General features: G+C 64.8%; 18 protein-coding genes. 11 read left to right on the top strand and 7 right to left on the bottom strand.

Features of this window, described 5'->3' with window-relative positions; translation table 11 throughout:
- The first annotated feature begins 71 nt into the window (after positions 1-71).
- From HV766_RS16320 to HV766_RS16300, 5 genes are all read left to right on the top strand, one after another.
- Positions 72-12,299, top strand: coding sequence for a hemagglutinin repeat-containing protein (locus HV766_RS16320; RefSeq protein WP_175181517.1), 12,228 nt, complete (start codon positions 72-74; stop codon positions 12,297-12,299).
- Between the two features lie 2 nt (positions 12,300-12,301).
- On the top strand, positions 12,302-12,895 hold the full coding sequence (locus tag HV766_RS16315) for an immunity 42 family protein (RefSeq protein ID WP_175181663.1): 594 nt from the start codon (positions 12,302-12,304) through the stop codon (positions 12,893-12,895).
- Between the two features lie 280 nt (positions 12,896-13,175).
- Positions 13,176-14,540 carry a hemagglutinin repeat-containing protein gene (locus HV766_RS16310; protein ID WP_254593334.1) on the top strand — a complete coding sequence of 455 codons (1,365 nt, stop codon included), beginning with the start codon at positions 13,176-13,178 and terminating at the stop codon, positions 14,538-14,540.
- The gene (locus HV766_RS16305) at positions 14,537-15,085 is read left to right on the top strand and encodes an immunity 42 family protein (protein ID WP_217472162.1); all 549 of its coding nucleotides are present in this window, start codon (positions 14,537-14,539) and stop codon (positions 15,083-15,085) included. The genes HV766_RS16310 and HV766_RS16305 overlap by 4 nt, the downstream gene beginning before the upstream one ends.
- A 364-nt stretch (positions 15,086-15,449) precedes the next feature.
- Positions 15,450-15,908: a hypothetical protein gene (locus tag HV766_RS16300; RefSeq protein WP_175181516.1), complete on the top strand. Its 459-nt coding sequence runs from the start codon at positions 15,450-15,452 to the stop codon at positions 15,906-15,908.
- Positions 15,909-16,184: 276 nt separating this feature from the next.
- On the opposite strand, the gene tenA is transcribed toward HV766_RS16300, so the two are convergent.
- The 3 genes from tenA to nhaA all read right to left on the bottom strand — a co-directional run bounded on the left by tenA (position 16,185) and on the right by nhaA (position 18,606).
- Positions 16,185-16,847: a thiaminase II gene (gene tenA, locus HV766_RS16295; RefSeq protein ID WP_054456962.1), complete on the bottom strand. Its 663-nt coding sequence runs from the start codon at positions 16,845-16,847 to the stop codon at positions 16,185-16,187.
- An 82-nt stretch (positions 16,848-16,929) separates the two neighbouring features.
- A complete protein-coding gene (locus HV766_RS16290) occupies positions 16,930-17,319 on the bottom strand; it encodes a DUF488 domain-containing protein (protein ID WP_119450169.1) in 390 nt (129 codons plus the stop codon).
- 66 nt (positions 17,320-17,385) lie between these two features.
- Positions 17,386-18,606 (bottom strand): Na+/H+ antiporter NhaA, encoded by a 1,221-nt coding sequence (nhaA, locus tag HV766_RS16285; protein WP_175181515.1) that lies wholly within the window; start codon positions 18,604-18,606, stop codon positions 17,386-17,388.
- A 229-nt stretch (positions 18,607-18,835) separates the two neighbouring features.
- On the opposite strand from nhaA, the gene HV766_RS16280 reads away from it, so the two are divergent.
- Together HV766_RS16280 and HV766_RS16275 are read left to right on the top strand one after the other, a co-directional pair.
- Entirely contained in the window at positions 18,836-19,213 is a 378-nt protein-coding gene (locus HV766_RS16280; protein WP_054456956.1) for a hypothetical protein, read from the top strand.
- 2 nt (positions 19,214-19,215) lie between these two features.
- Positions 19,216-20,373, top strand: a complete 1,158-nt coding sequence (locus HV766_RS16275) for a glycosyltransferase family 4 protein (protein WP_054456954.1) — start codon at positions 19,216-19,218, stop codon at positions 20,371-20,373.
- A gap of 13 nt (positions 20,374-20,386) precedes the next feature.
- Here HV766_RS16275 and HV766_RS16270 read toward each other — a convergent pair whose 3' ends face one another.
- The 4 genes from HV766_RS16270 to HV766_RS16255 form a co-directional block, all read right to left on the bottom strand.
- Entirely contained in the window at positions 20,387-20,851 is a 465-nt protein-coding gene (locus HV766_RS16270) for an HIT family protein (RefSeq protein WP_119450171.1), read from the bottom strand.
- Positions 20,848-21,297 (bottom strand): GNAT family N-acetyltransferase, encoded by a 450-nt coding sequence (locus HV766_RS16265; RefSeq protein WP_054456950.1) that lies wholly within the window; start codon positions 21,295-21,297, stop codon positions 20,848-20,850. The genes HV766_RS16270 and HV766_RS16265 overlap by 4 nt, the downstream gene beginning before the upstream one ends.
- 23 nt (positions 21,298-21,320) lie before the next feature.
- Entirely contained in the window at positions 21,321-22,787 is a 1,467-nt protein-coding gene (gene pap / locus HV766_RS16260) for a polyphosphate:AMP phosphotransferase (protein ID WP_175181514.1), read from the bottom strand.
- A gap of 84 nt (positions 22,788-22,871) precedes the next feature.
- The gene (locus HV766_RS16255) at positions 22,872-23,735 is read right to left on the bottom strand and encodes an MBL fold metallo-hydrolase (protein WP_119450173.1); all 864 of its coding nucleotides are present in this window, start codon (positions 23,733-23,735) and stop codon (positions 22,872-22,874) included.
- 159 nt (positions 23,736-23,894) lie between these two features.
- On the opposite strand from HV766_RS16255, the gene HV766_RS16250 reads away from it, so the two are divergent.
- Genes HV766_RS16250 through HV766_RS16235 form a run of 4 tightly spaced genes read left to right on the top strand, consistent with a single transcriptional unit; the run spans position 23,895 to position 26,306 of the window.
- The gene (locus HV766_RS16250; protein WP_175181513.1) at positions 23,895-24,203 is read left to right on the top strand and encodes an ArsR/SmtB family transcription factor; all 309 of its coding nucleotides are present in this window, start codon (positions 23,895-23,897) and stop codon (positions 24,201-24,203) included.
- The gene (locus HV766_RS16245) at positions 24,200-24,631 is read left to right on the top strand and encodes a YeeE/YedE family protein (protein ID WP_175181512.1); all 432 of its coding nucleotides are present in this window, start codon (positions 24,200-24,202) and stop codon (positions 24,629-24,631) included. The genes HV766_RS16250 and HV766_RS16245 overlap by 4 nt, the downstream gene beginning before the upstream one ends.
- 1 nt (position 24,632) lies before the next feature.
- Positions 24,633-25,052: a DUF6691 family protein gene (locus tag HV766_RS16240; RefSeq protein ID WP_054456941.1), complete on the top strand. Its 420-nt coding sequence runs from the start codon at positions 24,633-24,635 to the stop codon at positions 25,050-25,052.
- An 18-nt stretch (positions 25,053-25,070) separates the two neighbouring features.
- On the top strand, positions 25,071-26,306 hold the full coding sequence (locus tag HV766_RS16235; protein WP_175181511.1) for an NAD(P)/FAD-dependent oxidoreductase: 1,236 nt from the start codon (positions 25,071-25,073) through the stop codon (positions 26,304-26,306).
- Positions 26,307-26,309: the final 3 nt, after the last annotated feature.

Below are 26,309 nucleotides of genomic sequence, written 5' to 3'. Positions count from 1 at the left end.
ACGCCCGCGCCTCGCTCCTTGCGCCGCGAGTCCCGCAGCGCGCCACAAGAACCGACTACCGAGTGTGCCTCATGTCCAAATTCCGTTCCGCCATCGTGTGGCTCGTGCTGTACACCCAGGTCTGGACGCCGGTCCTGGCGCAGACGCTACCTATCTCAGTGGACCGGAATGCTCCGGGCCAACGGCCAGTGGTGGGCGTGACCAACGGGGTGCCGGTAGTGAACATCGCGCCGCCTTCCGCGGGCGGGGTGTCGAACAACAAGTTCACGGACTTCAGCGTCGGCCGCTCCGGCGTGGTGTTGAACAACAGCGGCGGGGCCAGCCAGACGCAACTGGCGGGCCAGGTCGCGGGCAACCCCATGCTGGGCAACCAGCGCGCGACGACCATCCTGAATCAGGTCACTGCCCCCAATCCGTCGCAGCTCGCCGGCGCGCTTGAAGTGGCGGGCAACCGGGCCAATGTCATCGTCGCCAACCCGGCCGGCATCACCTGCAACGGCTGCGGCTTCCTGAACGCGGACCGCGCCACGCTCACCACCGGCAAGCCCGCTGTCGGGCCGGACGGCAGCATCGGTCTGGACGTCGCGAGCGGCAAGATCCGGGTCGAAGGCGACGGCCTGCTCGGCGGGAACGTCGGCCAGGTGGACCTGATGGCGCGCACATTGGAGATCAACGCGGGCATCTGGGCGCAGCGCCTGAACGTAACGGCGGGTGCATCGCGGGTGGATTACGGCTCTGGCGCGGTGTCGGCTCGCGAAGGCGAGGGCGCCGCGCCTGCGGTGGCGCTGGACACGGCGGCACTGGGCGGCATGTACGCCAACAGCATACGGCTGATCGGCACGGAAGCCGGCGTGGGCGTGAACGTGGGCGGCAATCTCGTGGCGCTTACGGGTGATCTGGAGGTGAGCGCCGCCGGGGACCTGCGCATCACTCCCAGCGGCACGGTGCAGGCCGCGAAGAACTTGCAGATGGCGGCGGGCCGCGATCTTGAAGTCGCAGGCGCGGCGCAGGCGTCGGGCACGGTGGCTTTGCGCGCAGGCGGGCAAGCCGCGGTTCGCGGGGCGGTGAGCGCGGGCGGGGAACTGGCGGTCAACGCCCTGGGCGACGTGACCGTGGGGGCGCAGGGCAGCCTGCAGACCCAGGACGCGCTGCGTGTGGCCGCAGGGCGAGACCTGGCCTTGTCGGGCTCGTTGCTGATGGGCGATCAGGATCTGAGCGCGCAGGCCGGCCGCCATGTGCGCGCCGGCGTTGCGACCCGCGTGCCGGATCCTGTGCCGCCCGTGACCGGCGGTTCGGATTCGGGCGGCGACCCGGCAACGGACGCTGGTTCGGGTACGGGTTCGGGGTCCGGCCAGGATGGTAATCCGCCGCGGGCGAAGTCCGGCGAGACGGCAGCGGGCGATGGCTCCGCCGGCCTGGTGTCGGCCAAGGGGACGGTGGCGCTACAGGCCGCACGAGACATCCAATTGCCGGGCCGCGTCGTCGCATCGCGCGAGTTGCAGGTCCAGGCCGGCGGCGAACTTTCATCCGCTGCGGGCGCGAAGTTGCAGTCGGGCAAGTCGATGAGCCTGCGCGCGGGCGAAGACGTAAGCCTGGCAGGATCGGCGTTGACGGATGGCGCATTGTCCATCGACAGCGCGCGCGGCCTGAAGGTGGACGGCAGTGCGCTGGCCTACGGCGGCGCGCTGCAGATGCGCAGTGGCGGCGATATCCAGCTGGGCGCCGCCAGCAAGACGCAGGGACGCGTCGTCGACGCCGTGGCGTCGCGCGACCTGCGGGCCGGCGGAACCATGGCGGCGGCGGGCGACGTCCGCCTGCAAGCCGGCCGCGATACGGCCGTCTCCGCGGCCATCGGCGCCGATGGCGACCTGACGCTGGAAGCGCGGGGCGGCATGCAGGTGAGCGGGCAACTGGCCAGCACCGGCAAGGCGCGGCTGCAAGCAGGCGGCGACGCGGCGCTGACGGGCAGCGTGCGCAGCAATGGCGACCTCGACGTCCGGGCGGACGGTAAGCTGTCGCTCGATGGTACGGCCGGCGCCACGGCTGGCGCGCTGAGGCTGGCATCGGCCGGCGACCTGAGCATCGGCGCGGGCGGCGTGGCGCAGGCGGGCGGCCTGGCGGACCTGCGCACGGGCGCTGCGTTCCGGTCGGCGGGCGAGGTGTCATCGGTGCAGGCGTTGACGGTGGTGGCCGCAGGCGATGCCGCCGTCGATGGCAAGCTGCTTGCCGGAGGTCCGCTGTCGGTGGATAGCATCGGCAAGCTCGTCGCGGGCGCGGGTTCCATCCTGCAATCCGAAGGCGCGATGCAGTTGCGGGCGGGACGCGAACTGACGCTCGCTGGGGTTGCTGAAACCAATGCGGGATTGGCGTTTCAGGCGGGTCAGGGCATGCGCATCGACGGCAACGCTCTGGCGTATGGCGGCACCTTGTCGCTTGCCGCCGGCGGCGATCTGTTGCTGGGGGCTGCCAGCCGTACCCAGGGCGTAGGCATCGCCGCACGGGCCGACGGCGACCTGACCGCAGCCGGCGCCATGGGTTCACGCGCAGACATCGCATTGACCGCCGGCCGCGACATATCGCTTGCCGGCAAAGGTTCGACGGCCGGGAACCTGGATCTGCGGGCCGCGCGCGACTTGCGAGGCAATACGCAGGCGCAGTGGGAAGTCGAGGGCGGCGTGGCGGCGCAAGCCGGTCAGGATCTGGCGCTCGTGGGCGCATTGCAAAGCAATGGCGGCATTGAATTGATCGCCGCGCGCCACGCAACCGTGGATGGCACGTTGACCGCCGCCACGGGCGCTTTGCGCTTGGCAGCAGGGAGCGACCTGGCGATCGGCGCGCAAGGCCGCGTGGCGGCCAAGGGGCGTGTGGAAGCCCTGGCGGGCGGTGATCTGCTGGTCTCCGGCGCCTTGAGTTCCCTGGATGAATTGTCCGCGCAGGCGGTGCGCAATGCCACGGTGAGCGGCAAGCTGTATGCCGCGGGTCCGCTGGATCTGCGTGCGCGCGCCGATCTCGCCGTCAGCCAAGGCGGGCATGTGCAGAGCGACCGGACGCTGCGCCTGAACGCAGGCCAGGACCTCACATTGGCCGGCACGACGTTGACCGATGGCGGCATGACGCTGGAAGCCGTGCGCGATTTGCGCGTGACTGGTGATGCGTTGGCTTTCGGCGATCGCTTGCGCGCATCCGCCGGGCGGGACTTGTCGCTGGGCGCTGCCAGCAGATTGCAGGGCAAAGGCGTGAGCCTGGACGCGACCCGCGACGCGCGGGCCGACGGCACGCTGGTGTCCACGGCCGATGCGGCGCTGACGGCCGGCGGCGATGTCGCGGCCCAAGGCACGATCAGCGCAGACGGCAGGTTGGACCTTACCGCTGGCGGGACGGCGCAAATCGCCGCGACGGGTCGGATCGAGTCGGCTGATGTCGCGCGTTTGAGCGCCGGCGGCGACGTAATCATGACGGGCGAGCTGCGCGGCAATCAAGGCGCGAGCCTGCAAGCCGCAGGCGACCTGAAACTGGATGGCGTGGCCGCCTCGGCCCAGGGCGAACTCGCATTGCGCGCCGGGCGGGATATGGCTTTTGGCGCCGGCAGCCAGGCGCTGGCTGGCGGCGCATTGAGCGCACTGGCGGGCGCCTCCCTGACGGCTGCCGGCATCGTGTCATCGCTGGCCGATGTGGCGCTGGACGCGGCCGCGGACCTGACGCTCAAGGGCCAGACCTTGGCTGTGGGCGATCTGCGATTGCGCACGGACGGGACGCTGGCTTCGACCTCGGACGCGCGCATACAGGCCGACGGCTCGGTGGTCGCGGACGCGGCCACGGCCGCGCTTGCCGGCCAGTGGATCGCCGGCCGCAGCGCAGATCTGCGCACCCGCGGGGACTTGAAGGTCGACGGTTCCGTCCTGGCGCGCGACGGCGCGCTCTCTGCTGTCAGCGGCGGCGATCTCGCGCTGGGCGCGGCGGGCGCGTTGCAGGCAGGCGGGCTGTTGGAGGCGCAGTCCGGCGGCAAGCTGATTCTTGACGGGACCCTCTCCGGCGAGAAGGATATCCGCCTGACGGCCACGACGGATGCGCTGTTGAACGGCAAGACGATCGCCAACGGCCTGTTGAACGTCACGGCTGGCGGAGATCTGCGCGTGGGCAAGGACGGGCTGGCGCAAGGCAGCCGCAGCCTGATGCTCGACGCGGGACAGGATCTGCATATCGCGGGCACCGCCGGCACGGCAGACGGCGCGGGCAGCGGCGGCACGCTGCGTGCACAAGCGGGCCGGGATCTCTTTGTGACCGGCGTGGTGACCGGCGGCACACCAGCCAGCCTCGCGGCGCGCAGGCATATCGGCATCGATGGCACCGTCACCGCGCTGTCTGGCGGATTGACCGCCGACGCCGGAGGCGATCTTAAAGTCGCTGCCGGCGGCCGCATGCAGGCCGCCACGGACCTGTCCCTGCTCGCAGCGGGAGATGTCGGCACCGACGGCACGCTGGCTGCCGGCGGCGCGCTGATGCTGCAAGCCGGGGGCGACGCCAGGTTGGGTGGCGTGGTGGCCGCGTTGGGCGAGATCGCCACGTCCAAGGCTGGCGACATGTCCGTGTTGGCGGGGCGTGACCTGATCGTCAAACAGGGCGCCCAGGTGCAGGCAGCAGGCGCCTTGAACGCGCTCGCGGGCCGCGACCTCTTTGTCGCTGGCGCTTTGGCGTCGGTGCGCGACCTGGCCTTGGCGGCTGCACGCGATGCGCGAGTGGAAGGGTCCGTTGCCAGCGATGCCAATCTGACCATGACGGGCCGGAATATCGAAGTGGGCGCGAACGGTCTGGTGCAGGCCGCAAACAAGCTCGCCGCGACGGCGGACGAACTCCTGGACGTGGCGGGCCGCATGCTGGCCGGCCGCGAACAGGCCCTGACCGCGGGTGACCGCGTCAAGATTGATGGCACAGTCGCGGCGCTGCAAGGCGACCTGTCGCTGCAGGCCGCGCGCGGCGATCTGACGCTCGGCGCCGGTTCGCAGGTGCAGGCGGGCGGCGTCCTGGTTGCCGCTGCGGGAGGCACGTTGCAGACGTTGGGGTCGGCTTCCGCCGGCCGCGGTCTGACGCTGCGCGCGGCCAAGGACGCGCTGCTCGGCGGCATCATCGCCACGCAGGCGGGCGCGCTGTCCGCCAGTGCGGCGGGCGACTTGCGGATCGCCGCCGACGGCCGCCTGCAATCCGCGGCCGCACTGATCCTGGACGCAGGCGGGAAGCTCGCCAATGCGGGCGTGGCCGTGGCGGCCACGAATGCCACCCTGACCGCAGGTTTCTCGCTCGCCAACACCGGCGCGGTGCTGGCCGGCGGCGATCTCGACGTTCGCACCCAAGGCCTGCTGGACAATGCCGGCAGGCTGGCTGCGGGCGTGGGCGCGGATGGCGTGCTCAATCAGCCAGGCAGCTTGCGTTTGACGGCAGGCTCCATTCAGCATGCCGGCGCCAGTCTCGCCGGCAAGGACATGACGCTGACGGCCACGGACTCGGGCGCGGCGGCGGGCGATATGTCGCTCGCGGGCGGTACGCTGTCGGCCAACAATCTGATGACGCTGTCGGCCAAGGGCGATATCGACACCGCCGGCGCAACCCTTCATGGCGGCGGCCTGGACTTGTCCGCCGCCAACTTGCGCAACGCAGGCGGCAAGATCACCTCCGCCGGCGATGCCCGCATCGATCTGGGTGCGGGCGGGACGCTGGACAACACCGGCGGCCTGATCGCGGCCGCGGGCAACGCGCGCATCAATGCGGGTACGCTGGACAACCGCGATGGCACGGTGGCGGGCGGCGACCTGAACGTCACCGTCGCGGACACGCTCAACAACCAGCGCGGACTGATCCAGGCCGATCGGACGCTGACGCTGTTGGCGTCCCGCCTGGATAACCGCGACACGCTGAATGGCACCGGCACGTCCGCGCGCGGCGTGTTGGGCAAGATCGTGAGCATCGTGGCCGACGGGGTGGACAACCGGGGCGGCGCCGTCAACGCGGGCGAGAGCCTCGCCATCAAGACCAGGGAGGTCGACAACACCGCCGGCGAAGTGGTCTCGCAGGGCGACGCGCGCATCGAGACCGACACGCTGAAAAACGTGCAGGGCAAGGTGTTGGCGGGCAAGAGCCTGGCCGTCATCGTCAAAACCCTGGAAGGTCTGGGGGTGGTGGAGTCCGCCGGCGATCTTTCCTTCGAATATGCCGGCGCGCTGAACCAGAGCGGCGACATCATCGCGGGCCGCGACCTGAACCTGGCGGTGGGTGGCGCCATGGACAACAGCGCCCGGCTCAGCGCCGGCCGCGACCTGAACATCAAGGCCGACTCGTTGCACAACCAGGCCACGGGCGAACTGCTGGCGGGGCGCAACAACAACCTCAACGTCACCAATGGTCTGACCAACGAGGGCTTGATAGACGGCGGCGTCACCAACATCAGGGCCGGCAGCCTGAACAACCTGGGCCGCATATTCGGCGACGCCATTTCCATCGGCGCGGGTACGCTGGTCAACGACGTGGGGGCGGGCGGCGGGGCCGTGATCGCCTCGCGCGGCGATCTGGATCTGGGCGCCACCAACCTCGTGAACCGCGAGCATGCGCTGATCTACGCGGCGAAAGACCTGCGCATCGGCGGCGCGCTGGACGCCATTGGCCGCGCCGTCGGCCAGGCCGTGTCGTTGATCAACGCATCGGCCACCATCGAAGCCGCCGGCGATGCCCGCATTTCGGCCGCATCGCTGATCAACCGGAACGATCACTACGCCAACGAAACCGTGGTGGTGTCGTCCAAGCCCAAGGTGTACTTCACGCCAGAAGGCACGACGGACATGTACGACGCCGAAACCAACTGGCTGTGCGACGAAGTCACGCCCATGTGCAGCAAGGATCCGGCGTGGCTGAATGACGATCCCGAACGCAAGCTGTTGTTGCCGTCGACCAAGTACCCGGCGGATCGCTACGGCCCTCCGTTCGATTATGTGCCGCGCACCAAAGGCAAGGCGGGCCGGGATGTGCCCATTCCGCCGGCCTATGCCAAGGCCTACGACGTCTGCTCCGGCGGCGATAACGGCGGCGACTGCACGCAAGTGCCCGAAAAGTTCAAGTATGCCAACGATGCGCGCGTATGGGCGGTCTTCGGCGTGACTCCGCCCGCGGGCGATATGCCCGTTTGGCGGGAACCGGATCGTCCCTGCAGGACGAGTGCCGAATGCACGGCGGAAAGCGAACGCCGCAAGGCTCACGACGAGGCCTATGCCGCCTACAAGGCCCGGCATTTGGAACTGGACGCGCGCATCCACGAGTTCAACGCCGACCACGCCAATCGGTTGGTGGGCAATTTCACCTACTACCAGGTGACCGAAACCGTCACCGAATCGCGCACGACCTCCACCGATCCCGCCCGCATCCTGTCGGGCGGCAATATGACGCTGACCGGCGCCGTCACCAACAACAAGAGTCAGATCGCGGCGGGCGGCGCGTTGTCGATATCCGGACCGGAAATCAACAACATCGGCGCCGGCGGCACGCGCACCATCACCCGCAACGGCACGGCAACCGTGACGCAGGAGCGCCGCCGGGACCGCAAGGAATACTCCACTCCCTACACCGTCACGCTGGCCGCCCAGCCCATCGAATTGCCCATCGCCACAGCGGGCGGCAATGTGCAGGTCGGCCTGAGCGGCAAGACGCCCGGTTCTACGGCGATCGGCAAGCCGGGCGCGGTTCAGGTCGCCAGCCTCGACCTCCCGGGCGGCAAGGCCGTCCGCACCGTATCCAATCCGGCCAGCATTCCCGACAGCCAACTGTTCACCATCAACGGCCGGCCGGACGCGCAGTACATCGTGTCCACCGATCCGCGTTTCACGGGCCAACGCCCCTACGTCTCCAGCGACTATCTGTTCGACCTGCTGCGCCAGCCCGGCGCGTTGCCGGGAACCTCGATCGACAACACGGCAGGCGCGGGCGCTGGCCTGACGGGAGATCGCAAGCAGGGGGACAACCCGTCTGGCGGCGTCAACGCCAATACAGGCGCCGATGGCCATGTGTCCGGCGGTTCCTCGGGGACCGGGGTTGCCGCCGGCGGCGCGCTGACCGGGTCCCGGCTGGGCGGTTGGGCCGCGCTGATTCCGCCGGGCGCCAAGTTCCTCACGCCCTCGGGCCAACCTCGGCGCCTGGGCGACGGCTTCTATGAACAGAAGGCGGTGTCCGATCAGATCCTGGCCACCACCGGCCAGCGCTTCCTGGAGAACTACAGCGACAACGACGCGCAGTACAAGGCCCTGCTCGCAGCGGGCGCCAAGTTCGCGCTAGACAACGGCGTCAAGCTTGGCTCCGCGCTGACCGAGGCCCAGCAGCGTCAGCTCACCACCGACCTGGTCTGGCTGGTGGAACAGACCGTCACCTTGCCCGACGGCAGCACCGAAACCGTGCTGGTGCCGCAGGTCTACCTGGTGGTGCGCGAAGGCGACCTCAAGGGCGACGGCACGCTCATGGCCGGGCGCGACGTGAAAATCGCCGCCGAAGGCAAAGTCACCAATAGCGGCACCATCGGTTCGCGGCAAGCCACCGTCGTCACCGCCGGCAACATCGTCAACCAAGCTGGCGGCACCATTCAGGGCGGCAGCGTCAATCTCGCCGCGCGGGAAGACCTGGCCAACATCGCGTCCCTGATCAAAGGCGACAAGGTCGCCCTGACCGCCGGGCGCGACATCGCGCTGACCTCGACCGCCGGTTCCGAAAACCACGGCAGCACCTGGGGCACGCACCTCACCGGCGTGGCGCGGGTAGAGGCGGGCACCCTCGACATGCAGGCCGGCCGCGACCTGACGCTGACCGCCGCGCAGGTCATGGTCAAGGACGACGCGCGTCTGCAAGCCGGTCGCGACATCACGCTGGCCACGCTGACGGAAAGCCATGGCGAAAGCATGGCGCTCAACCGGCGCAATCGTCATGACCTGAGCACCAGCAAGGAAATCGGCTCCGTCATCGACGCCGGCCGCAACCTGACCCTGATCGCAGGCCAGGATGTCAACGCTCGTGCGGCCGATGTCACCGCCGGCAAGCAGTTGGCGGTCGCGGCGGGGCGCGACATCAACCTGACCGCGGGCGTGGAGACGGGCTCTGCGCGCGACGAGGTCCACTACAAGACCAAGGGCTTCCTGTCCTCCAAGACCACCCACACCATCAAGTCGGGCGACTGGACGCAGGCGCAGGGCTCGACCTTCACCGGCGATACCGCCGTGCTGATGGCCGGAAGGGATTTGAACGTCATCGGCTCCAACGTCGGCGCGCAGAAGAACCTGGTCATGAACGCCGAGCGCGACGTGAACATCCTGCCCGGCGTCAACACCACGGACAGCTACGACTACAAGAAAGTCACCAAGTCCGGCCTCGGCGCGACCGGCGGCCTGAGCTACGGCAAACGCCAGCAGACAGACTCGCTCGAGGGCAAGAAAGTCTTCCACACGGCCAGCACCGTGGGCAGCGTCGAAGGCGACGTGCTCATCAACGCCGGCAAGACCTTGAATATCGTGGGCAGCAACGTGGTCGCGCCCAAGGGCGACGTGACCCTGATCGGCCAGCAGGTCAACATCGCCGCCGCCCAGGACTCCGCCCGTGAAAGAGAGTTCCACGAGGTCAAGCAAAGCGGCCTCAGCATCAACGCCAAGAACCCCTTGCTTGATGCCATGCAAACCGCGAACCGCATGGGCAACGCCGCCGGCAAGACCGACAACAAGATCATGAAGGCCCTGGCCTTGGTGACCACGGGCGTGGCGGCGGTCAACACCTACGACGAAGTGATGAAGGACCCGCAGAGCGCGGGCGGCGTGACGCTGAGCCTGGACATCGGCAGCAGCAAGAGCCAGACCACCACCACCCGCAACACGACGTCCTCGGTCGGCTCCAACGTCGCGGCAGGCAACGACCTCACCGTCATCGCCAAGGGCGCAGGCGCCGATTCGGACATCACGGTCACGGGTTCGCGGCTGTCCGCCGGGAACAACGCCTTGCTCAAGGCGGACGGCGACATCCTGCTGCAAGCCGCGCGCGACACCTACGAACAGCACACCCAGAACAAGAGTTCGGGCGCCAGCGTGGGCGTGGGCGTGACGGCGGGCAGCAACGGCGTCGGCTTTGTGGCGACTGTCGGGGCCAACGCCTCGCGCGGCCGCAGCGATGGCAAGGACACCACCTGGACCAACACCGAGCTGACCGCGGGCAATGTGCTGGCGCTGCAATCGGGCGGCGACATCTCCTTGATCGGCGCGACGGGCCGCGCCGATCAGATCATCGCCGACGTCGGACGGGACCTGCGCATCGAGAGTCTGCAGGACGTCAGCACCTACGACTCCAAGCAGCAGGGTGGCGGGGTGCAGGGCAGCCTGTGCTACGGCTATTGCAAGAGTTCGGTGTCGGGCAACGTCTCGCAGACCCGGATGAAGAGCGACTACAAGTCGGTGGAGGAGCAGTCCGGGCTGATGGCGGGCGACGGCGGCTTCGTGGTGGACGTCAAGCGCAACACCACGCTGATAGGCGGCGTCATCTCCAGCAGCGACCAGGCCGTGGCGGATGGTCTGAACCTGCTGAAAACAGGCACGCTGGTGGCCGAAGACGTGAAGAACGTGGCGCGCTACAAGGCCGACCGGATTTCTGTAAGCGGCGGCAGCAACGGGGCGGGGACGCCGGTGGCGCTTGGAGCCTTCGGCGAAAACGACTCCAAAACGCTCAGCGGCATCAGCGGCGGGACGGTGGAGATCCGGGACGTTGCGGGGCAGCAGGCGCTGACGGGCAAGACGGCAACTGAGACCATCGCGTTGTTGAACCGCGATACGAGCGACACGTTGAATTCGTTGAATCCGATCTTCGATAAAGATCAGATCGAGGCGGGTTTCGACATCGTGGAGGAAATGGGGAAACAGGCGGGGCAGTTCTTCGAGAATCGAGCGGCAAAGGCGAAGGCGCTTGAAGAGGCCTTGAAGAATGAACCCGAGGGTCCGCGCAGGGATGAGCTGAAAGCGCAATACGAAGACGCCAAGAAATGGGAAGCGGGTGGCGACAATCGTCGTTGGTTCACTGCAATAGCCGGCGCGGTGAGCGGCAACGTTACGGGCGCTGTCACCGAAATGGTGCAGGCGGTAGCGGTCAACTATCTGCAAGGGTTGGCGGCCACCGAAGTCAAAAAGTTCATATCCAATCTGGGCGATGGACCGCAAGCGGAAGCGGCGCGCGCCGCGCTGCATGCGATCGTGGGCTGCGCCGGGGCGGCGGCTAAAGGCAGCGACTGCGGCGCGGGAGCGTTGGGGGCTGGAGCCGGGTCGGTGTTGAATGCTCTGCTGGGCGAGACGTCAAAGCTCAATCCTGAAGAGAAGGAGCAACGTAGCAACCTGATCCAGTCGCTGGTGGCCGGTATGTCCAAGGTGGCTGGCGTCGACGGCGCGGAAGCGGTGTTCGCGGCGAACAACGAGACGACGAATAACCGTCTTGCTGTCGATGAACATCAGTCTCGCTTGGCCGAGATGGAGGCGTGCGGAACCACGAAGTGCCGGGACGAGGTAACGGCAAAGTACAGAGAGATATCGACGCAGCGGGGTCGCGAACTCCAGGAATGCGGGGTCGACTGCGTTGAGATAGCGCATGAGCTCACGCAACGTCTGGCCGAATCCACCCAGCGTCAAGGAGAGCTGGTAGAGAAATCTAGAAGCGCTCAGGGTCTAAGCACTGCCGAATTAGAAGAGCTCGAAATCCTCCGTTTCGGGATGCCCTTGCTCGTGGCTGATCGCTTTACCGCCATCAAAAGAGGCATGGAGCGTGGAAGTGAGGAAGCGAAGCAGCTGTTTTGGGAAAGCCTGGCCGAGGAAGGGATACAGGGTGCGGCGGCCGGTGCTGGAGCGATAGGCGGGAGAGCGGCGAAGGGAGGAAAGGATGGTTCTACTGCCGAGTCGGGCAAGGGGGGCGGTAAAGGAAGCCCGCTGCCTGTGCCGGAGCCTGTGCCTTTGCCGAATGGGTTGGTATATAAATCGAGCGCCAAGCATACTCGAGGACTGCAGGGGAATAGACAGGATGCGGGATTAGAGCCGAGAAACTCGCTGGGTTTGTTTGAATCCTCCATCTCTCCGGAAAAGGGTGGAAAACATAAATATGCCCAGGATGAAAACGGCAATGTGCATCGTTTTTCGGATGGCAATGATGGGACATGGCATTGGTCGGGAAGTACCGAAGATTCAAAAAATTCGTTAACAAAATCTGAAATTCCTATTGACGTTAAACGCAAATTTGGTCTCTCTGGAAAGTGGAGGTGAATATGGTTTTTGGTGATCCCTACAGATTCGCAATTCTCATGGAATACATTCCGGAATGGAGTGATTCGACATTTCGGAATGGGCTATTTCATTTTTTTATAGACGGAGAGATGTTTCCGGAAAAAATAGCAACAGCCACATTGGGCGTTGATGTGGGTTTTCTGGATGCTGAAAATTCATTGGTTTCGTTTCCCGAGAATCGTGAGATTTTTGAGGCGAAAGCAGAGATTGCTTTCAACTATATGTTGGGCTTGATTTCTCCGGAATTGGTGGATGAGGATGCTGATATTCCGGATGATTTCGAAAATTCCTATTTATATCGAGCCGCCACTGAAAATATTTTTGATGCAGGCTGCCACGTATTTTGCGTTGCATATGGTGATGAGGCACGGATAATCGGGGCGAAGATAAGGCAGTCTGTAAAGAATGATGAGACTGGGCGATGGAGCTGGGTCGCGGTTCCGAAAATTGAATATAAAGAAATATATCTAGAAAAAATTGAGATTGAGAAAATCGTCAAAGACGCTGTGAATTATTACGAGACAAATTTTCCATTTAATCTTGAGGAATATATGAAAAATAGGGGTTTAAAATAATTTGGCTTTCAAGATAAAAGTCGTCCTTTTTTGGTCGGACGCTCGAGAAAGTAGACAGTACTCGGATTTTAAAAAAGTGCCAGGGCGAATTTTCTTGGTTGAAGGGTGAATGGACTCTGAAGTCTTCAAAAATCGGCGATGCGTTTGTCAATTCATCAGTCGCTTTTCCAAATGAAAGAATGTGAAATCGCAATTCAATGAAGTTGGTCTTTAAAAAAATGAAAAGCTAGGCGCCACTGTCGACCTCACCGGCTGCGAGGTCAAGAAGGCCCTGGCCTTGGTGACCACGGGCCTGGCCGCGGTCAACACCTACGACGGAGTGATGGCGAACCCGCAGAGCGCGGGCGGCATGACGCTGAGCATCGACTACGGCAGCAGCAAGAGCCAGACCATCACCAACCGCAACACGACGTCCTCGGTCGGCTCCAACATCGCGGCAGGCAACGACCTCACCGTCATCGCCAAGGGCGCAGGCGCCGATTCGGACATCACGGTGACGGGCTCGCGGCTGTCCGCCGGGAACAACGCCTTGCTCAAGGCGGACGGCGACATCCTGCTGCAAGCCGCGCGCGACACCTACGAACAGCACACCCAGAACAAGAGTTCGGGCGCCAGCGTGGGCGTGGGCGTGACGGCGGGCAGCAACGGCGTCGGCTTTGTGGCGACTGTCGGGGCCAACGCCTCGCGCGGCCGCAGCGATGGCAAGGACACCACCTGGACCAACACCGAGCTGACCGCGGGCAATGTGCTGGCGCTGCAATCGGGCGGCGACATCTCCTTGATCGGCGCGACGGGCCGCGCCGATCAGATCATCGCCGACGTCGGACGGGACCTGCGCATCGAGAGTCTGCAGGACGTCAGCACCTACGACTCCAAGCAGCAGGGTGGCGGGGTGCAGGGCAGCCTGTGCTACGGCTATTGCAAGAGTTCGGTGTCGGGCAACGTCTCGCAGACCCGGATGAAGAGCGACTACAAGTCGGTGGAGGAGCAGTCCGGGCTGATGGCGGGCGACGGCGGCTTCGTGGTGGACGTCAAGCGCAACACCACGCTGATAGGCGGCGTCATCTCCAGCAGCGACCAGGCCGTGGCGGATGGTTTGAACCTGCTGAAGACAGGCACGCTGGTGGCCGAAGACGTGAAGAACGTGGCGCGCTACAAGGCCGACCGGATCTCCCTGAGCGGCGGCAGCGGCGGGGCGGGGACGCCGGTGGCGCTTGGAGCCTTCGGCGAAAACGACTCCAAAACGCTCAGCGGCATCAGTGGCGGCACGGTGGAGATTCGGGACGTCGCGGGGCAGCAGGCGCTGACGGGCAAGACGGCGGTCGAGACCATCGCGTTGCTGAACCGCGATACGAGCGACACGTTGAATTCGTTGAATCCGATCGTCGATAAGGGGAACAGGCCGAATGCCGGATTAGAGCCGAGAAACTCGCTGGGTTTGTTTGAATCTTCCGTTTCCCCTGAAGAGGGTGGGAAGCATAGATATGCCAAGGATGAAAACGGAAATGTGCATCGGTTTTCGGACGGCAATGATGGAAAATGGCACTGGACGGGGAGTACCGCAGATAGAGATAACTCGTTGAACAAGAGCGCTATTCCTATCGATGTGAAACGAAAACTTGGTTTATCCGGAAAGAGGGGGTGAATGTGATTTTTGGTGATACATACAAATTTGCGATCCTTATGGAGCATATACCTGTTTGGGGTTCGAACTATCGGAATGGACTGTTTTATTTTTTTATCGGCGGAGAGATGTTTCCTGAAGAAATGCATACAGCCACTTTAGACGTGGATGTGTGTATGTTAGACGCTAAAAACGCACTGGTCTCTTTTCCTGAAAATCGCGAATTATTTGAGGCAGACGCAAAGGTTGCTTTCAATCATATGCTGGGATTGATTTCCCCAGAGCTAGTAGACGAGGACGCCGATGTTCCGGATGATTTTAATTTGTCCTATTTATATCAAGCAGCTACCCAAAACATCTACGATGCAGGATGTCATGTTTTTTGCGTTGCTTATGGCGATGAGGTGCGAATTATAGGCGCGAAAATAAGCCAATTTTTGAGAGATGCGACAGGAAGAGGCTACTGGTCGGCAGTTCCTAATATTAAATATTGGGATGTGTATATAAATAAGAGTGAGGTTGAAAAGATAATATCTGATGCCGTAAATCACTACAAAAAAATTTGAAAATAGAGTGTTGCGTTATTCTTTAGTGCCCAGGTGGCCTCGTTAATTTTTCCAGGCATAGGCATGCCTTTTGGCGAAAGGTATCTGTGAGGGAGGCCAGGTGTCAGTCCGATTTTTCAATCAAGTTTCGGCCAGAGGCAGGGGCCAGGGTGGGGGGAAAATCTAGTCTTTCTGGAAAGCGAAGATGAAAGCGGTTTTGGTGATTCGTATAGGTTGGGATTCTCTGGAACATATCCCTGTTTGAAGTTGCTCCTTAAAAGAGCGCGATTGAAAGAGCAAGAGTCAGAGTATCGCCAATCGCATGAAGGCATCCTTCGTCGATGCCACCGAAAAAAAAATCTAGAAATCTGAGTTGGATAAAAGAATGAGCTTCAGCATGGATTTGTCCCATGAGGTACTGACGAGGTTTGACGAGGAGGGGTTGCTCGGAGAGATAGAAATCAATGGGTACAAGGAAAATTTCTTTTCTCCAGTGAGATTCTGGTCTCGCATGGATTATCTGAAGAGTTGGAAGAAATCACTGGACCAGGGGTTGCAAAGTCATGGGCATGCGGCTCTGGCAACCTCTATGTATGATCCGAATTCATCCAATTTCGTATTTTGCTGGGTAATTTATATTGAAAGTGAGCAGGCCTACATTCAAAATCATGTGATATTTTTGAATGAGTTGTCTGTTCCATTTGTTCCGGAAGATATAAATCTACATATTTATCCGAGGGAGGAAATCAGTGAGGATGGGATGAAGATTTCTCAGTGGAGCGTTGATACTGCCTCGGTTGCGCAGTTTTCTGAAATGTTGGGGAAGTGGATTTCAGAAAATTAAACAGTCCATCTGAAACGACACAAGAAAGATGCCGCGCCACCCGTCATGAAACTGGGCGTAATCCGGACGATAGGGTGAGGGTGTTTTAAACAGTGAGAGCTGGCGTATTACCCACTGCTGTAAGACTTCATCGGCCGGATCCAACTCTCCAGCAGCAATTGGGCGATGGCGGATGCATCCAACCCGCTGAAACAAAAACGCCAGGCATCAATAGCCTGGCGCTCAAGTGTGCCGCCAACACCTGGCGGCGGCGACTCCGAAATCGCTACCCTCGATTCAAACCGGCCACCCATCCTGCCGATACGCCGAATCCCAGAACATCCATTCCAGCTGCGCGGCACGCGTATACGCCGCGTGCATCTGCTCCAACGTTTCGGCGGACGCCTTTTCGGCGACGCGGTCGACCGTGGTGATGACTCGGCGCACCAGGGCGTGGAAGTCCTCGCAGGCATAGGCCTCGATCCAGGCGGAGTAAGGATTAGGCTGCGCCGCGCGCGCATGGATTTCGCGGCCGATTTCGGCGTAGATCCAGAAGCACGGCAGCAGGGCCGCCAGCGCTACCGGGTACGGCGCGCTCCAGGCGGTGGCGATCAGGTAGCTGGTGTAGTGGTGGCAGGCAGGCGTGAGCGGCGTGGCTTCGAAGGTGGCGTCATCGATGCCGAACTGCTTCAGGAAGCCCGCGTGCAGGGTGCGTTCGGCCACCACCGCGCCTTTGGCGGCGTCAGCAAATTGCACCACGCCGTCGGCGTCGTCGGCCTTGGCCGAAGCGATGGCCAGCGCGCGTCCGAAGGCCACCAGGTAGTGGGCGTCCTGGATCATGTAGTGCTTGAATGCGTTCTCGTCGAGCTGGCCGCTGGCCAGTTCGCGGTTGAACGGCATGTCGCGCGTGGTTTCGTAGAGTGCGGCGTTGCGCGCCCAGGCGTCGGAGCTGAAAGACATGGGATTCCTCAAGACAGACTGTCGGCGCGCGGTTGCGCGCCGGTCGATAAAAGCGGGCTAGGGTATCAAAGCATGCGGGGCGTCAGGCCTTGCGCTTGCGGTGATGCCGGACATAGTCCTGCAGGACCTCGCGCAGCACGATGGCCTGGTTGTGTTCGGTGTTGCGGGCGCCGTAGAGCAGGGTCAGCGGACGGTCGCCCGCCGCGTCCAGCAGGGCGGCCATGCGCGCCTGCTGTTCAGGTTCGGCCAGTTCGGCCTGGTAGCGTTGGCGGAATTCTTCCCAGCGTTCTTCGATGTGGCTGAACCATTTGCACAGCTCCTGGGTGGGCGCGATGTCGCGGGCCCATTCGTCCAGGTGCAGGTCCGCCTTGCGCAGTCCGCGCGGCCACATGCGGTCCACCAGCGCCCGGTAGCTGCCTTCCGGACCCAAGCCCTCGTAGACGCGTTGCACGGCGATGGCGGATGGTTTCATGGCGGCTCCAGGGAAGGGTGGCGGACCTCGCTACTTTAGCGCCCGCCGTCCCTATTCAACCGGCGCTCAAGGATTTTCCGCGGCGCCGGCGCGCGTGCCGCAGGCGCGCAGCACCAGGAAGCCGACCACGGCGGACGCCAGCGAGCCCGTCAGCACGCCGATCTTGGTGGCGTCGATGGCGGCCGGATCGCTGAATGCCAGGGCGCCGATGAACAGGCTCATGGTGAAGCCGATGCCGCACAGCAGCGACACGCCGTACAGCTGCATGTAGCTGGCGTGGCGCGGCAGGGTGGCAATGCCGCTCTTGATGGCCAACCAGGCAAAGCCGAACACGCCCAGCTGTTTGCCCAGGAACAGGCCCAGCGCCACGCCCAGGGGTACGGGCGCCGCCAGGCTGCCCAGGCCCATGCCGGCGAACGACACGCCGGCGTTGGCGAAGCCGAAAACCGGCACGATCAGCAGAGCGACCGGTTTGTGCAGCGCATGTTCCAGCGTATGCAGGGGCGAGTGCGCGCCGGGATGGCCCTGGTTTTGCGGGCGCAGCGGAATAGTCAGCGCCAGCGCCACGCCGGCCAGCGTGGCATGCACGCCGGACTTCAGGACGAAGTACCAGAGCACGGCGCCGATCAGCAGGTAGGGCGTCAGGCGTAGCACGCCAGCGCGGTTCAGGCAGAACAGGCAGACCAGCAGGGCGCCCGCCATGCTCAGCGCGAACACGTTGAGTTCGGCGGTATAGAACAAGGCGATGATGACGATGGCGCCCAGGTCGTCCAGGATGGCCAGCGCCGTCAGGAAGATCTTCAACGAGGTCGGCACGCGGCTGCCCAGCAGCGCCAGGATGCCCAGCGCAAAGGCGATGTCGGTCGCGGCCGGAATGGCCCACCCGCGCAGAGTGTCGGGGCTGCCAACGTTGATCAGCACATAGATCAGGGCGGGCAAGGCCATGCCGCCCAGGGCGGCTATGCCGGGCAGCACGATGCGAGCGGCGCCGCGCAGTTGGCCGTCCAGGACTTCACGCTTGATCTCAAGCCCGACCAGCAGGAAGAACACCGCCATCAGGCCGTCGTTGATCCAGTGCAGTACGGTTTCCTTGAGCACGACAGGCCCCGCCTGGAAGCCGAGCTTGGTCTCCAGCACGCTGAAATAGACGGGGGCGGCCGGGCTGTTGGCGACCACCAGCGCGACCAGCGCGGCCAGCATCAGGACATAGCCGCCCAGCGCCTCGGAACGGAGGAACGATTGCAGGAACGAGACCGGCTTTTGGGGAGGGACGGCCTGGAAACTCATGCAGTACCGCCCTTGCTTACGTTTTGATAAGATGCGCGTTTCATTCCTGAATTTTACCTGAATTCATCTTTCGGGATTCCTCTACGTCGTCGAACATCTTTCAATTATTCGAAAAAACAGCTTATCAGCGTCGAATTGTTGGCGTTGCTTGTCCGGCGACCAAACCCTTTCCCTCGAATCCCGACCAGTCCGTGGCCAGCAACGCCGCCTGGCGACTCTTGCTAGCCAAATGCCATTACGCCCTCTTACGGTATTGACCTACACGCCCGCCAAGCCCGGCGCCGCGAGCCGCCTGGTGGATGTTGGCGAAGCGCTCACGGCGCCCGCGGCCCAGAGTCCCCATGGCGTCTATCAGACCCGGCAACTGATTCCCAGCACACGCCTGTTGGGCTGGGCGCGGGCCGGTGCGCGCTTCGATCTGTCCCGCACCGGTTCCGTGCGCGTCTGGTCCGATGGCCGGCTGCACGCCGCCGAATGCCCGCGCGACTGCGCTAGCGCGGGCGCGGCGGCCCTGGAGCAGGAAGACATCGCCTACCTGGAAGCCTACCTGCTATCGCAGGGCCGTTGCTGGAGCGACGCGGACGCCTCGCAAGGCGGCCAGTCCTGATCATGCCGAATTCCATCGAATCCCTCCAGGGCCGGCCGGGCCCCGAAGCGCGCCTGCGCATCCTGCACACGGAAGCGGCCACCTCGTTCGGCGGCCAGGAATTCTGCATCTACAAGGAAATGATAGCCATGCGCGAGCGCGGCCACCATCTGGAAGCGGTCTGCCAGCCGGAGGCGGAACTCGGCACGCGCTTGCGCGAGGCCGGCTTCACCGTGCACCTCATTCCCATGGATGGCCCGCTCAACTTCGTGCGCGGCGTCGCGTTCGTGCGCCGGCTGTTGCGCCGCGGGCGCTTTGACGTGGTCAATACGCACAGTCGCCGCGATACGGTCCTGGGCGCGTTTGCGGCGCGCCTGGCGGGCACGCCTCTCATCGTGCGCACGCGCCATCTGGCCAAGCCCATCAATTCCCTCTACGCCTATACGTGGCTGGCGCATCGCGTCATCGCCGTCAGCCGTTACGTGCGCGGCCAGTTGCTGGACGGCGGCGCGCGGCCGGAGGCCATCGCCACCATCCATTCGCCCGTGGTGCTGCCTCAGGTGCATGGCGGCGTCTGCGTCAGGCGCGAGCTTGGCCTGCCGGAGGATGCGCTGGTGGTCGGCTGCGTGGCCGTCATGAGGGCGGACAAAGGGCATTGCGACCTGATCGACGCTTTTCGCCGTATCGCCGCCACGTTTCCGCAGGCGCATCTGGTGCTGGTGGGCGAGGGCCAGCCCATGGCGGGGCAGTTGCAGGCGCAGGTGGAGGCATTGGGCCTGGCGCACCGCGTGCATTTCACCGGCCGGCGCGACGACATCGGCAATGTCCTGACAGCCTTCGACGTGTTTGCGCTGCCGACGCTGCGCGAGGCGCTGGGCACTGTCTTCATCGAGGCCGCGGCCATGGGGGTGCCGGTCATAGGCACCGACGTGGGCGGCGTGCCGGAAACCATGCAGGCGGGCGTGACCGGCCTGTTGGTGCCGCCCGGCGATCCTGCGGCGCTGGCGGGAGCGCTGGAAAGCCTGCTGGCCGATCCGGCGCTGCGCCGCCGCATGGGCGATGCGGGCCGCGAGCTGATCCGCGGGCAAGGCCTGTTTTCCGCCGAGCGCACAGCCGGCCTGGTTGAACAGGCTTACGCCGGCTGGCTGGCGGAACTGCGGGGGCCTGCGCGCGCTGCCTGAGGCGGGCGGCGGTTCAGTGCCAGAGCAGGGCGTTCATGGCCTCGACCAGCCGGTCGCGGTAACGCGGCAGCAGCGCCTGCACGCGCGCCTGACGTTCCTTCCATTCGGCGGATTCCGCGCCGGCGGCGATGCGCGGCGGCGCCCAGATCGGGTCGGGGAAATGGCGGTCGCCGCGCCAGCGCGGGATCACGTGCCAGTGCAGGTGCGGCACCATGTTGCCCAGCGAGGCCAGGTTGATCTTGTCCGGTCCCAGGACCGATTGCTGCGCTTCTTCGACCACGTACACGGCGCGCATCAGCAGGTCGCGGCCGTGCGTGGACAGGCTGGTCATCTCGGCCAGATGGCCGTTCCAGATTACCCGCGTGAAGCCCGGATAGTCGGCGTCGTCGACCTCGACGATGCGCAGATGCGGGCCGCGCCACAGCAGCGTGCCGCCGTCTTCCTGGCACAGCGGACAGTTGGGGTCGCGTGCGCTCACGGCATCACCTTGCGGTACTGGATGAAGCCCGAGCGGTCGGCGATGCGGTCGTAGAGCTGGATGGCGGTGGCGTTGGTTTCATGCGTCAGCCAGTACACGCGCGCGCAATTGGCGGCGGCGGCTTGCGCGTACACGTGTTCGATCAGCTTGCGGCCGGCGCCGGTGCCGCGCACGTCCGGATCCACGTACAGGTCTTGCAGATAGCAGTAGTCGCCCGCGGTCCAGGTGGAGCGGTGGAAGATCCAGTGCACCATGCCGATGGCCCGGCCGCTTTCGTACGCCAGCGCCGCATGCATGGGTTCGGCGGGGTCCAGGAAGCGCGCCCAGGTGTTGCGCGTGACCGCGTCGTCGATGTTGACGCGATAGAACTCCTGGTAGCCCTTCCATAGCGGCAGCCAGGCTTCGAAGTCGGCGGCGACGATGGGACGGATTTCTGCGGTACTCATGGCTTGCGGCCTCCAGGCGGGATTCAGAGTTGGTCTTCCATGGCTTCGACGATGTGTCGCAGCACTTGCAATCGAGCGTAGCGCTTGTCGTTGGCCGACACCAGATGCCACGGCGCGTTGGGGAGGTCGGTGCGCGCCAGCATCTCGTTGGCGGCATCCGCGTAGTCCTTCCATTTGTCGCGGTTGCGCCAGTCGTCGGCCGTGATCTTGAAGTTCTTGAAGGGCGAGTTCTCGCGTTCCTTGAAGCGTTCCAGCTGCACTTCGGGCGTCACCGCCAGCCAGAACTTCAGCACCAGCGCGCCGCTGGCGGCCAACTGCCCCTCGAAGTCGTTGATCTCGGCGTAGGCGCGGCGCCAATTGGCGGGCGCGGTCAGCTTTTCGACGCGCTCGACCAGCACGCGGCCGTACCAGGAGCGGTCGAAGATGGCGATGCGGCCATGGCGCGGCACGTGGCGCCAGAAGCGCCACAGATAGGGCCGGGCCAGCTCTTCGCTGGTGGGGGCGGATATGGGCGTGATGTCGAACTGGCGCGCATCCAGCGCATGCGTGACGCGCCGGATCGCGCCGCCCTTGCCGGCCGCGTCCTGGCCTTCGAACACCAGCACCAGCGAACGCTCCTGGAATTTCTTTGAACGCGCGGCGCGCGCCAGCCGGCCTTGCAGCAGGCCCAGTTCGGATTCGTAGTCGTCCTTGTCGGTCTTGGCGTCGTAGTCCAGTTCGCCCAGGCGGTCGACGACGCGCGTGGTCCTGGCATGCGCCACGAAGGCGGCCGGAATGCGCGGCACGCCGCGCTGGCGCATGGCGGCCAACACGGCTTCGGCGGTGCGCGCGGCGCGCATGTCTTCGTCCGCGCTGGGGATCACGACCCAGGGGGCGTGGCCGCAGTCCGTGCGGTTCAGCACCACCTGGCCGGCGTTGCGGATGCGGTCGTACTTTTTGTAGACCTTCAGGTCTATCGGGCTGACCTGCCAGGAGGTTTCCGGGCTGGCCAGCAGGCGCTCGGCCCGCTCTTTCTGTGCCTTGGCCGACAAATGGAACCAGAGCTTGACGATCTGCACCCCCTCGGCGGCGAGCATGGCCTCGAAGTGGCGGATCGCGGCGGCCTGCGCCTCGATGCTGTTCTGGTCGGGCTTCTTGCGCGTGGCCTCATACAGCAGCGATGCGTACCAGGAGCCGAACACGATGCCGGTGCTGCCCTTGGGCGGCAGGTCGTTCCAGTAGCGCCAGAACGGCGGACGCTCCAGCGCGGCGCCTTCGCGCGGGCCGTAGGCCAGCGTCTTGATGTGGCGCGGATCCATCCATTCGTTCAGCAGGTTGACGGTGGCGCCCTTGCCGGCGCCGTCTATGCCCGCGATGACCACCAGCAGCGTCTTGTCCGCTTTCTGCAGGCGCTGGTACTGCGCGTTCAGCAGCGCGACGCGCAGCTTCGCCTCCAATGGCTTGAACTCTTCCTTGGACAGGCTGGGGTCGGCTTCGGCTTCTGCAAACATGGGGGATCCGTCTGATCGGCAATTCTGCGATCGGACGATCTTGCGGGATAAGCCCCGGGCGCGCAAGCCCGGCGCGCGGCTCGGTCAGAGCGCGTCGACGGGGATCTTCAGGTAGCGCACGCCGTTGTCCTCGGGCGGCGGGAAATGGCCGGCGCGGATGTTCACCTGGATGGCGGGCAGGATCAGGGTGGGCATGGAGAGCGTGGCGTCGCGCCGCGTGCGCATGGCCACGAAGTCTGCTTCGGCGACGCCGTCGCGCACGTGGATGTTGGCGCGGCGCTGTTCGGCTACCGTGGTCTGCCAGGAGGCGTCGCGCCCGGCCGGCGGGTAGTCGTGGCACATGTACAGCCGAGTCTCGGCGGGCAGGCCCAGCAGGCGCTGGATGGAACGGTACAGCTGATGGGCGTCGCCGCCGGGGAAGTCACAGCGCGCCGTGCCCACGTCCGGCATGAACAGCGTGTCGCCGACGAAGGCCGCGTCCCCGATCAGGTAGGCCATGTCAGCCGGCGTGTGGCCAGGCACGTGGATGGCCTGCGCCGTCAGCGCGCCGATGCGGAAGGTTTCGCCGTCCTTGAACAGATGGCCGAATTGCGAGCCGTCCAGCTGGAACTCCGGCTCCAGGTTGAAGATCTTTTTGAACACGCCCTGCACGGTCTGGATGCTTTGGCCGATGGCAATGACGCCGCCAAGCTGTCGCTGCAAGTAGGGAGCGGCCGACAGATGGTCGGCATGGGCATGGGTTTCCAGCAGCCATTCGGTCTTCAGGCCATGCTGGCGTACGTAATCCGCCACCCGGTCGGCGCTGGCGGTGCTGCTGCGGCCGGACTTGGGGTCATAGTCCAGCACCGAGTCGATGATGGCGCAGGCGCCGCCCGGCGCGGGCTCATGCACGACGTAGGTGACGGTGGCGGTGACGGGATCGAAAAAGGCCTGGATCTGGGGAGACATGGACGCTCGCATCGCAGCGAGTCGCTGCACGATGAAACACTATATATATTTCAATAATATTGTTGGATATTATATTGGTCAATATAATGATCAAACTCCATCTAGCCGATTGATACGCATCAAATGAATGACGCCCTGACCTAGTGCGAGGTCGCCGCCTTGCGCGAATCCGCCTCCCAGGCCTGCGCGCTCCTCAAGGCGCTGGCCAACGAAGACCGCCTGCTGCTGCTGTGCCAGCTGGTCCAGAACGAACGCAATGTGAGCGAACTCGAATCGCTCACCGGCATCCGCCAGCCCACCTTGTCCCAGCAACTGGGCGTGCTGCGCGACGAAGGCCTGGTCGCGACCCGGCGCGAGGGCAAGTACGTCTACTACCAGATGGCCAGTTTCGAGGTCAGCCAAGTGATGAAGACGCTTTCCAGTTTGTACTGCGGCCGGACCATGGAGTCACTGGAGTCGCTCAAATGAACATGGACTGGTCCGCCTTCACGCCTTGGTCCGCTGGCGCGGGCGGCCTGCTCATCGGCGCCGCAGCCGTGCTGCTGATGGCCGGGGCGGGGCGGATCGCGGGCATCAGCGGCATCCTGGGCGGCCTGCTGCCGCCCGAGCGCGGCGGCGTGTGGCGGCTGGCCTTTCTGTTGGGCGTGTTCGCTGCGCCCTGGCTGTACCGCCTGGGCAGCGCCTTGCCGCCCATCGTGGTCGAAGCCGGCACGACGCGCCTGATCGTGGCGGGTCTGCTGGTGGGGATCGGCACCCGCTATGCCTCGGGCTGCACCAGCGGCCACGGCGTCTGCGGCGTGTCGCGCGGATCGCGCCGGTCGCTCACCGCCACCGCCTTGTTCATGGCCGCGGGTTTTGCCGTGGTCTACGTCACCCGCCATCTGGGGGGACTTTGACATGGTGGCATTGATCGCATTCGGGTCGGGCCTGGTGTTCGGGCTGGGCCTCATCATTTCCGGCATGGCCAATCCGGCCAAGGTGCTGGGTTTTCTGGACCTGGCCGGCGCCTGGGATCCGTCACTGGCCTTCGTGATGGGTGGCGCCGTGCTGGTCACGGCGGCGGGCTTCGCGCTCTTGCGGCGGCGTCGTGCCAGCTTGTCGGGCGAGCCGCTGCGCTGGCCCACGGCTACGCGCGTGGACGTGCGACTGGCCGTGGGCAGCCTGGCGTTCGGCGCGGGCTGGGGCCTGGCGGGCTTCTGCCCAGGACCCGCGCTGGTGGCCGCATCCGCCGGCGTGTCCGAAGCGCTGATCTTCGTGGCCGCCATGGTTGCCGGCATGGCGATATTTTCAGTCCTGGAAAAATTCAAAAGCCGGTAAACCGGCGAGGAGACAAGCATGCCGACAGCAGAGGCGCAGCGCGATTTCGATGTGGTGGTGGTGGGCGGCGGATCGGCGGGCATAGGCGTCACCGCCAGTCTGCTGCGTCGCCGCCCGGACCTGCGCATCGGCGTCATCGAACCCAGCGACAAGCACTACTACCAGCCGGCCTGGACGCTGGTGGGCGGCGGCGCTTTCGACATCGCCAAGACCGTGCGCCCGACCCGCGACGTCATGCCCAGGCGCGCCACTTGGCTGCAGGCGGCAGCGGCGGGCTTCGAACCCGAGGCCAACCGCGTGCTGCTGTCCGACGGCCGGGCGGTGAGCTACCAGCAACTGATCGTCTGCCCCGGCCTGCGCCTGGCGTGGGACAAGGTCGAGGGCCTGGCCGACACGCTGGGCAAGAACGGCGTCAGCTCCAACTACCGCTATGACCTGGCGCCCTATACCTGGGAACTGGTGCGCGGGTTGAAGGGCGGGCGGGCGCTGTTCACGCAGCCGGCCATGCCCATCAAATGCGCCGGCGCGCCGCAAAAGGCCATGTACCTGGCCTGCGACCACTGGAAGCGCACCGGCGTGCTGGACCGCATCGACGTGGAGTTCGACCTGGCGGGCGCGGCGCTGTTCGGCGTGCCGACGTTCGTTCCGCCGCTGATGCGCTATGTCGAAAGCTATGGCATCGCGCTGGCCTTCAACTCGGCGCTGGTGGCGGTGGACGGCGCGGCGCGCAAGGCCTGGTTCGATCTCAAGAACGCCGACGGCGCGGTGACGCGCGTGGAGAAATCCTTCGACATGCTGCACGCGGTCCCGCCGCAGGTGCCGCATGACTTCCTGAAGAACAGCCCGCTGGCGGACGCCGCCGGCTGGTGCGAAGTGGACCCGTCCACGCTGTTGCACGTGCGCCATGGCAACGTGTTCGGGCTGGGCGACGGCATCTGCACCAGCAACGCCAAGACCGCCGCGGCTGCGCGCAAACAGATCGTCACGGTGGCGGAAAATCTGCTGGCGCTGCGCGAAGGCCATGCCATGCCCGTCAAGTACGACGGCTATGGCTCCTGCCCGCTGACGGTGGAGCGCGGACGCATCGTGCTGGCCGAGTTCGGCTACGGCGGCAAACTCCTGCCCACCTTCCCGCTGGACCCGACCGTGCCGCGCAAGAGCGCCTGGTTCCTCAAGGCGACGCTGCTGCCCTGGATCTACTGGAACGGCATGCTAAAGGGCCGCGAATGGCTGGCCCGCCCGTTGGGCAACTGAGCG

It is taken from the genome of Achromobacter aegrifaciens (assembly GCF_902859735.1).
In the GTDB taxonomy this organism is placed as follows: domain Bacteria; phylum Pseudomonadota; class Gammaproteobacteria; order Burkholderiales; family Burkholderiaceae_B; genus Achromobacter; species Achromobacter aegrifaciens.
This window is presented reverse-complemented; position numbering and strand designations above follow the sequence as displayed.

Coding starts and splice junctions, on each gene's coding strand:
- HV766_RS16320 (WP_175181517.1), top strand. CDS start 72: ATGTCCAAATTCCGTTCCGCCATCGTGTGGCTCGTGCTGTACACCCAG.
- HV766_RS16315 (WP_175181663.1), top strand. CDS start 12,302: ATGGTTTTTGGTGATCCCTACAGATTCGCAATTCTCATGGAATACATT.
- HV766_RS16300 (WP_175181516.1), top strand. CDS start 15,450: ATGAGCTTCAGCATGGATTTGTCCCATGAGGTACTGACGAGGTTTGAC.
- tenA (WP_054456962.1), bottom strand. CDS start 16,847: ATGTCTTTCAGCTCCGACGCCTGGGCGCGCAACGCCGCACTCTACGAA.
- HV766_RS16290 (WP_119450169.1), bottom strand. CDS start 17,319: ATGAAACCATCCGCCATCGCCGTGCAACGCGTCTACGAGGGCTTGGGT.
- nhaA (WP_175181515.1), bottom strand. CDS start 18,606: ATGAGTTTCCAGGCCGTCCCTCCCCAAAAGCCGGTCTCGTTCCTGCAA.
- HV766_RS16280 (WP_054456956.1), top strand. CDS start 18,836: ATGCCATTACGCCCTCTTACGGTATTGACCTACACGCCCGCCAAGCCC.
- HV766_RS16275 (WP_054456954.1), top strand. CDS start 19,216: ATGCCGAATTCCATCGAATCCCTCCAGGGCCGGCCGGGCCCCGAAGCG.
- HV766_RS16265 (WP_054456950.1), bottom strand. CDS start 21,297: ATGAGTACCGCAGAAATCCGTCCCATCGTCGCCGCCGACTTCGAAGCC.
- pap (WP_175181514.1), bottom strand. CDS start 22,787: ATGTTTGCAGAAGCCGAAGCCGACCCCAGCCTGTCCAAGGAAGAGTTC.
- HV766_RS16255 (WP_119450173.1), bottom strand. CDS start 23,735: ATGTCTCCCCAGATCCAGGCCTTTTTCGATCCCGTCACCGCCACCGTC.
- HV766_RS16245 (WP_175181512.1), top strand. CDS start 24,200: ATGAACATGGACTGGTCCGCCTTCACGCCTTGGTCCGCTGGCGCGGGC.
- HV766_RS16240 (WP_054456941.1), top strand. CDS start 24,633: ATGGTGGCATTGATCGCATTCGGGTCGGGCCTGGTGTTCGGGCTGGGC.
- HV766_RS16235 (WP_175181511.1), top strand. CDS start 25,071: ATGCCGACAGCAGAGGCGCAGCGCGATTTCGATGTGGTGGTGGTGGGC.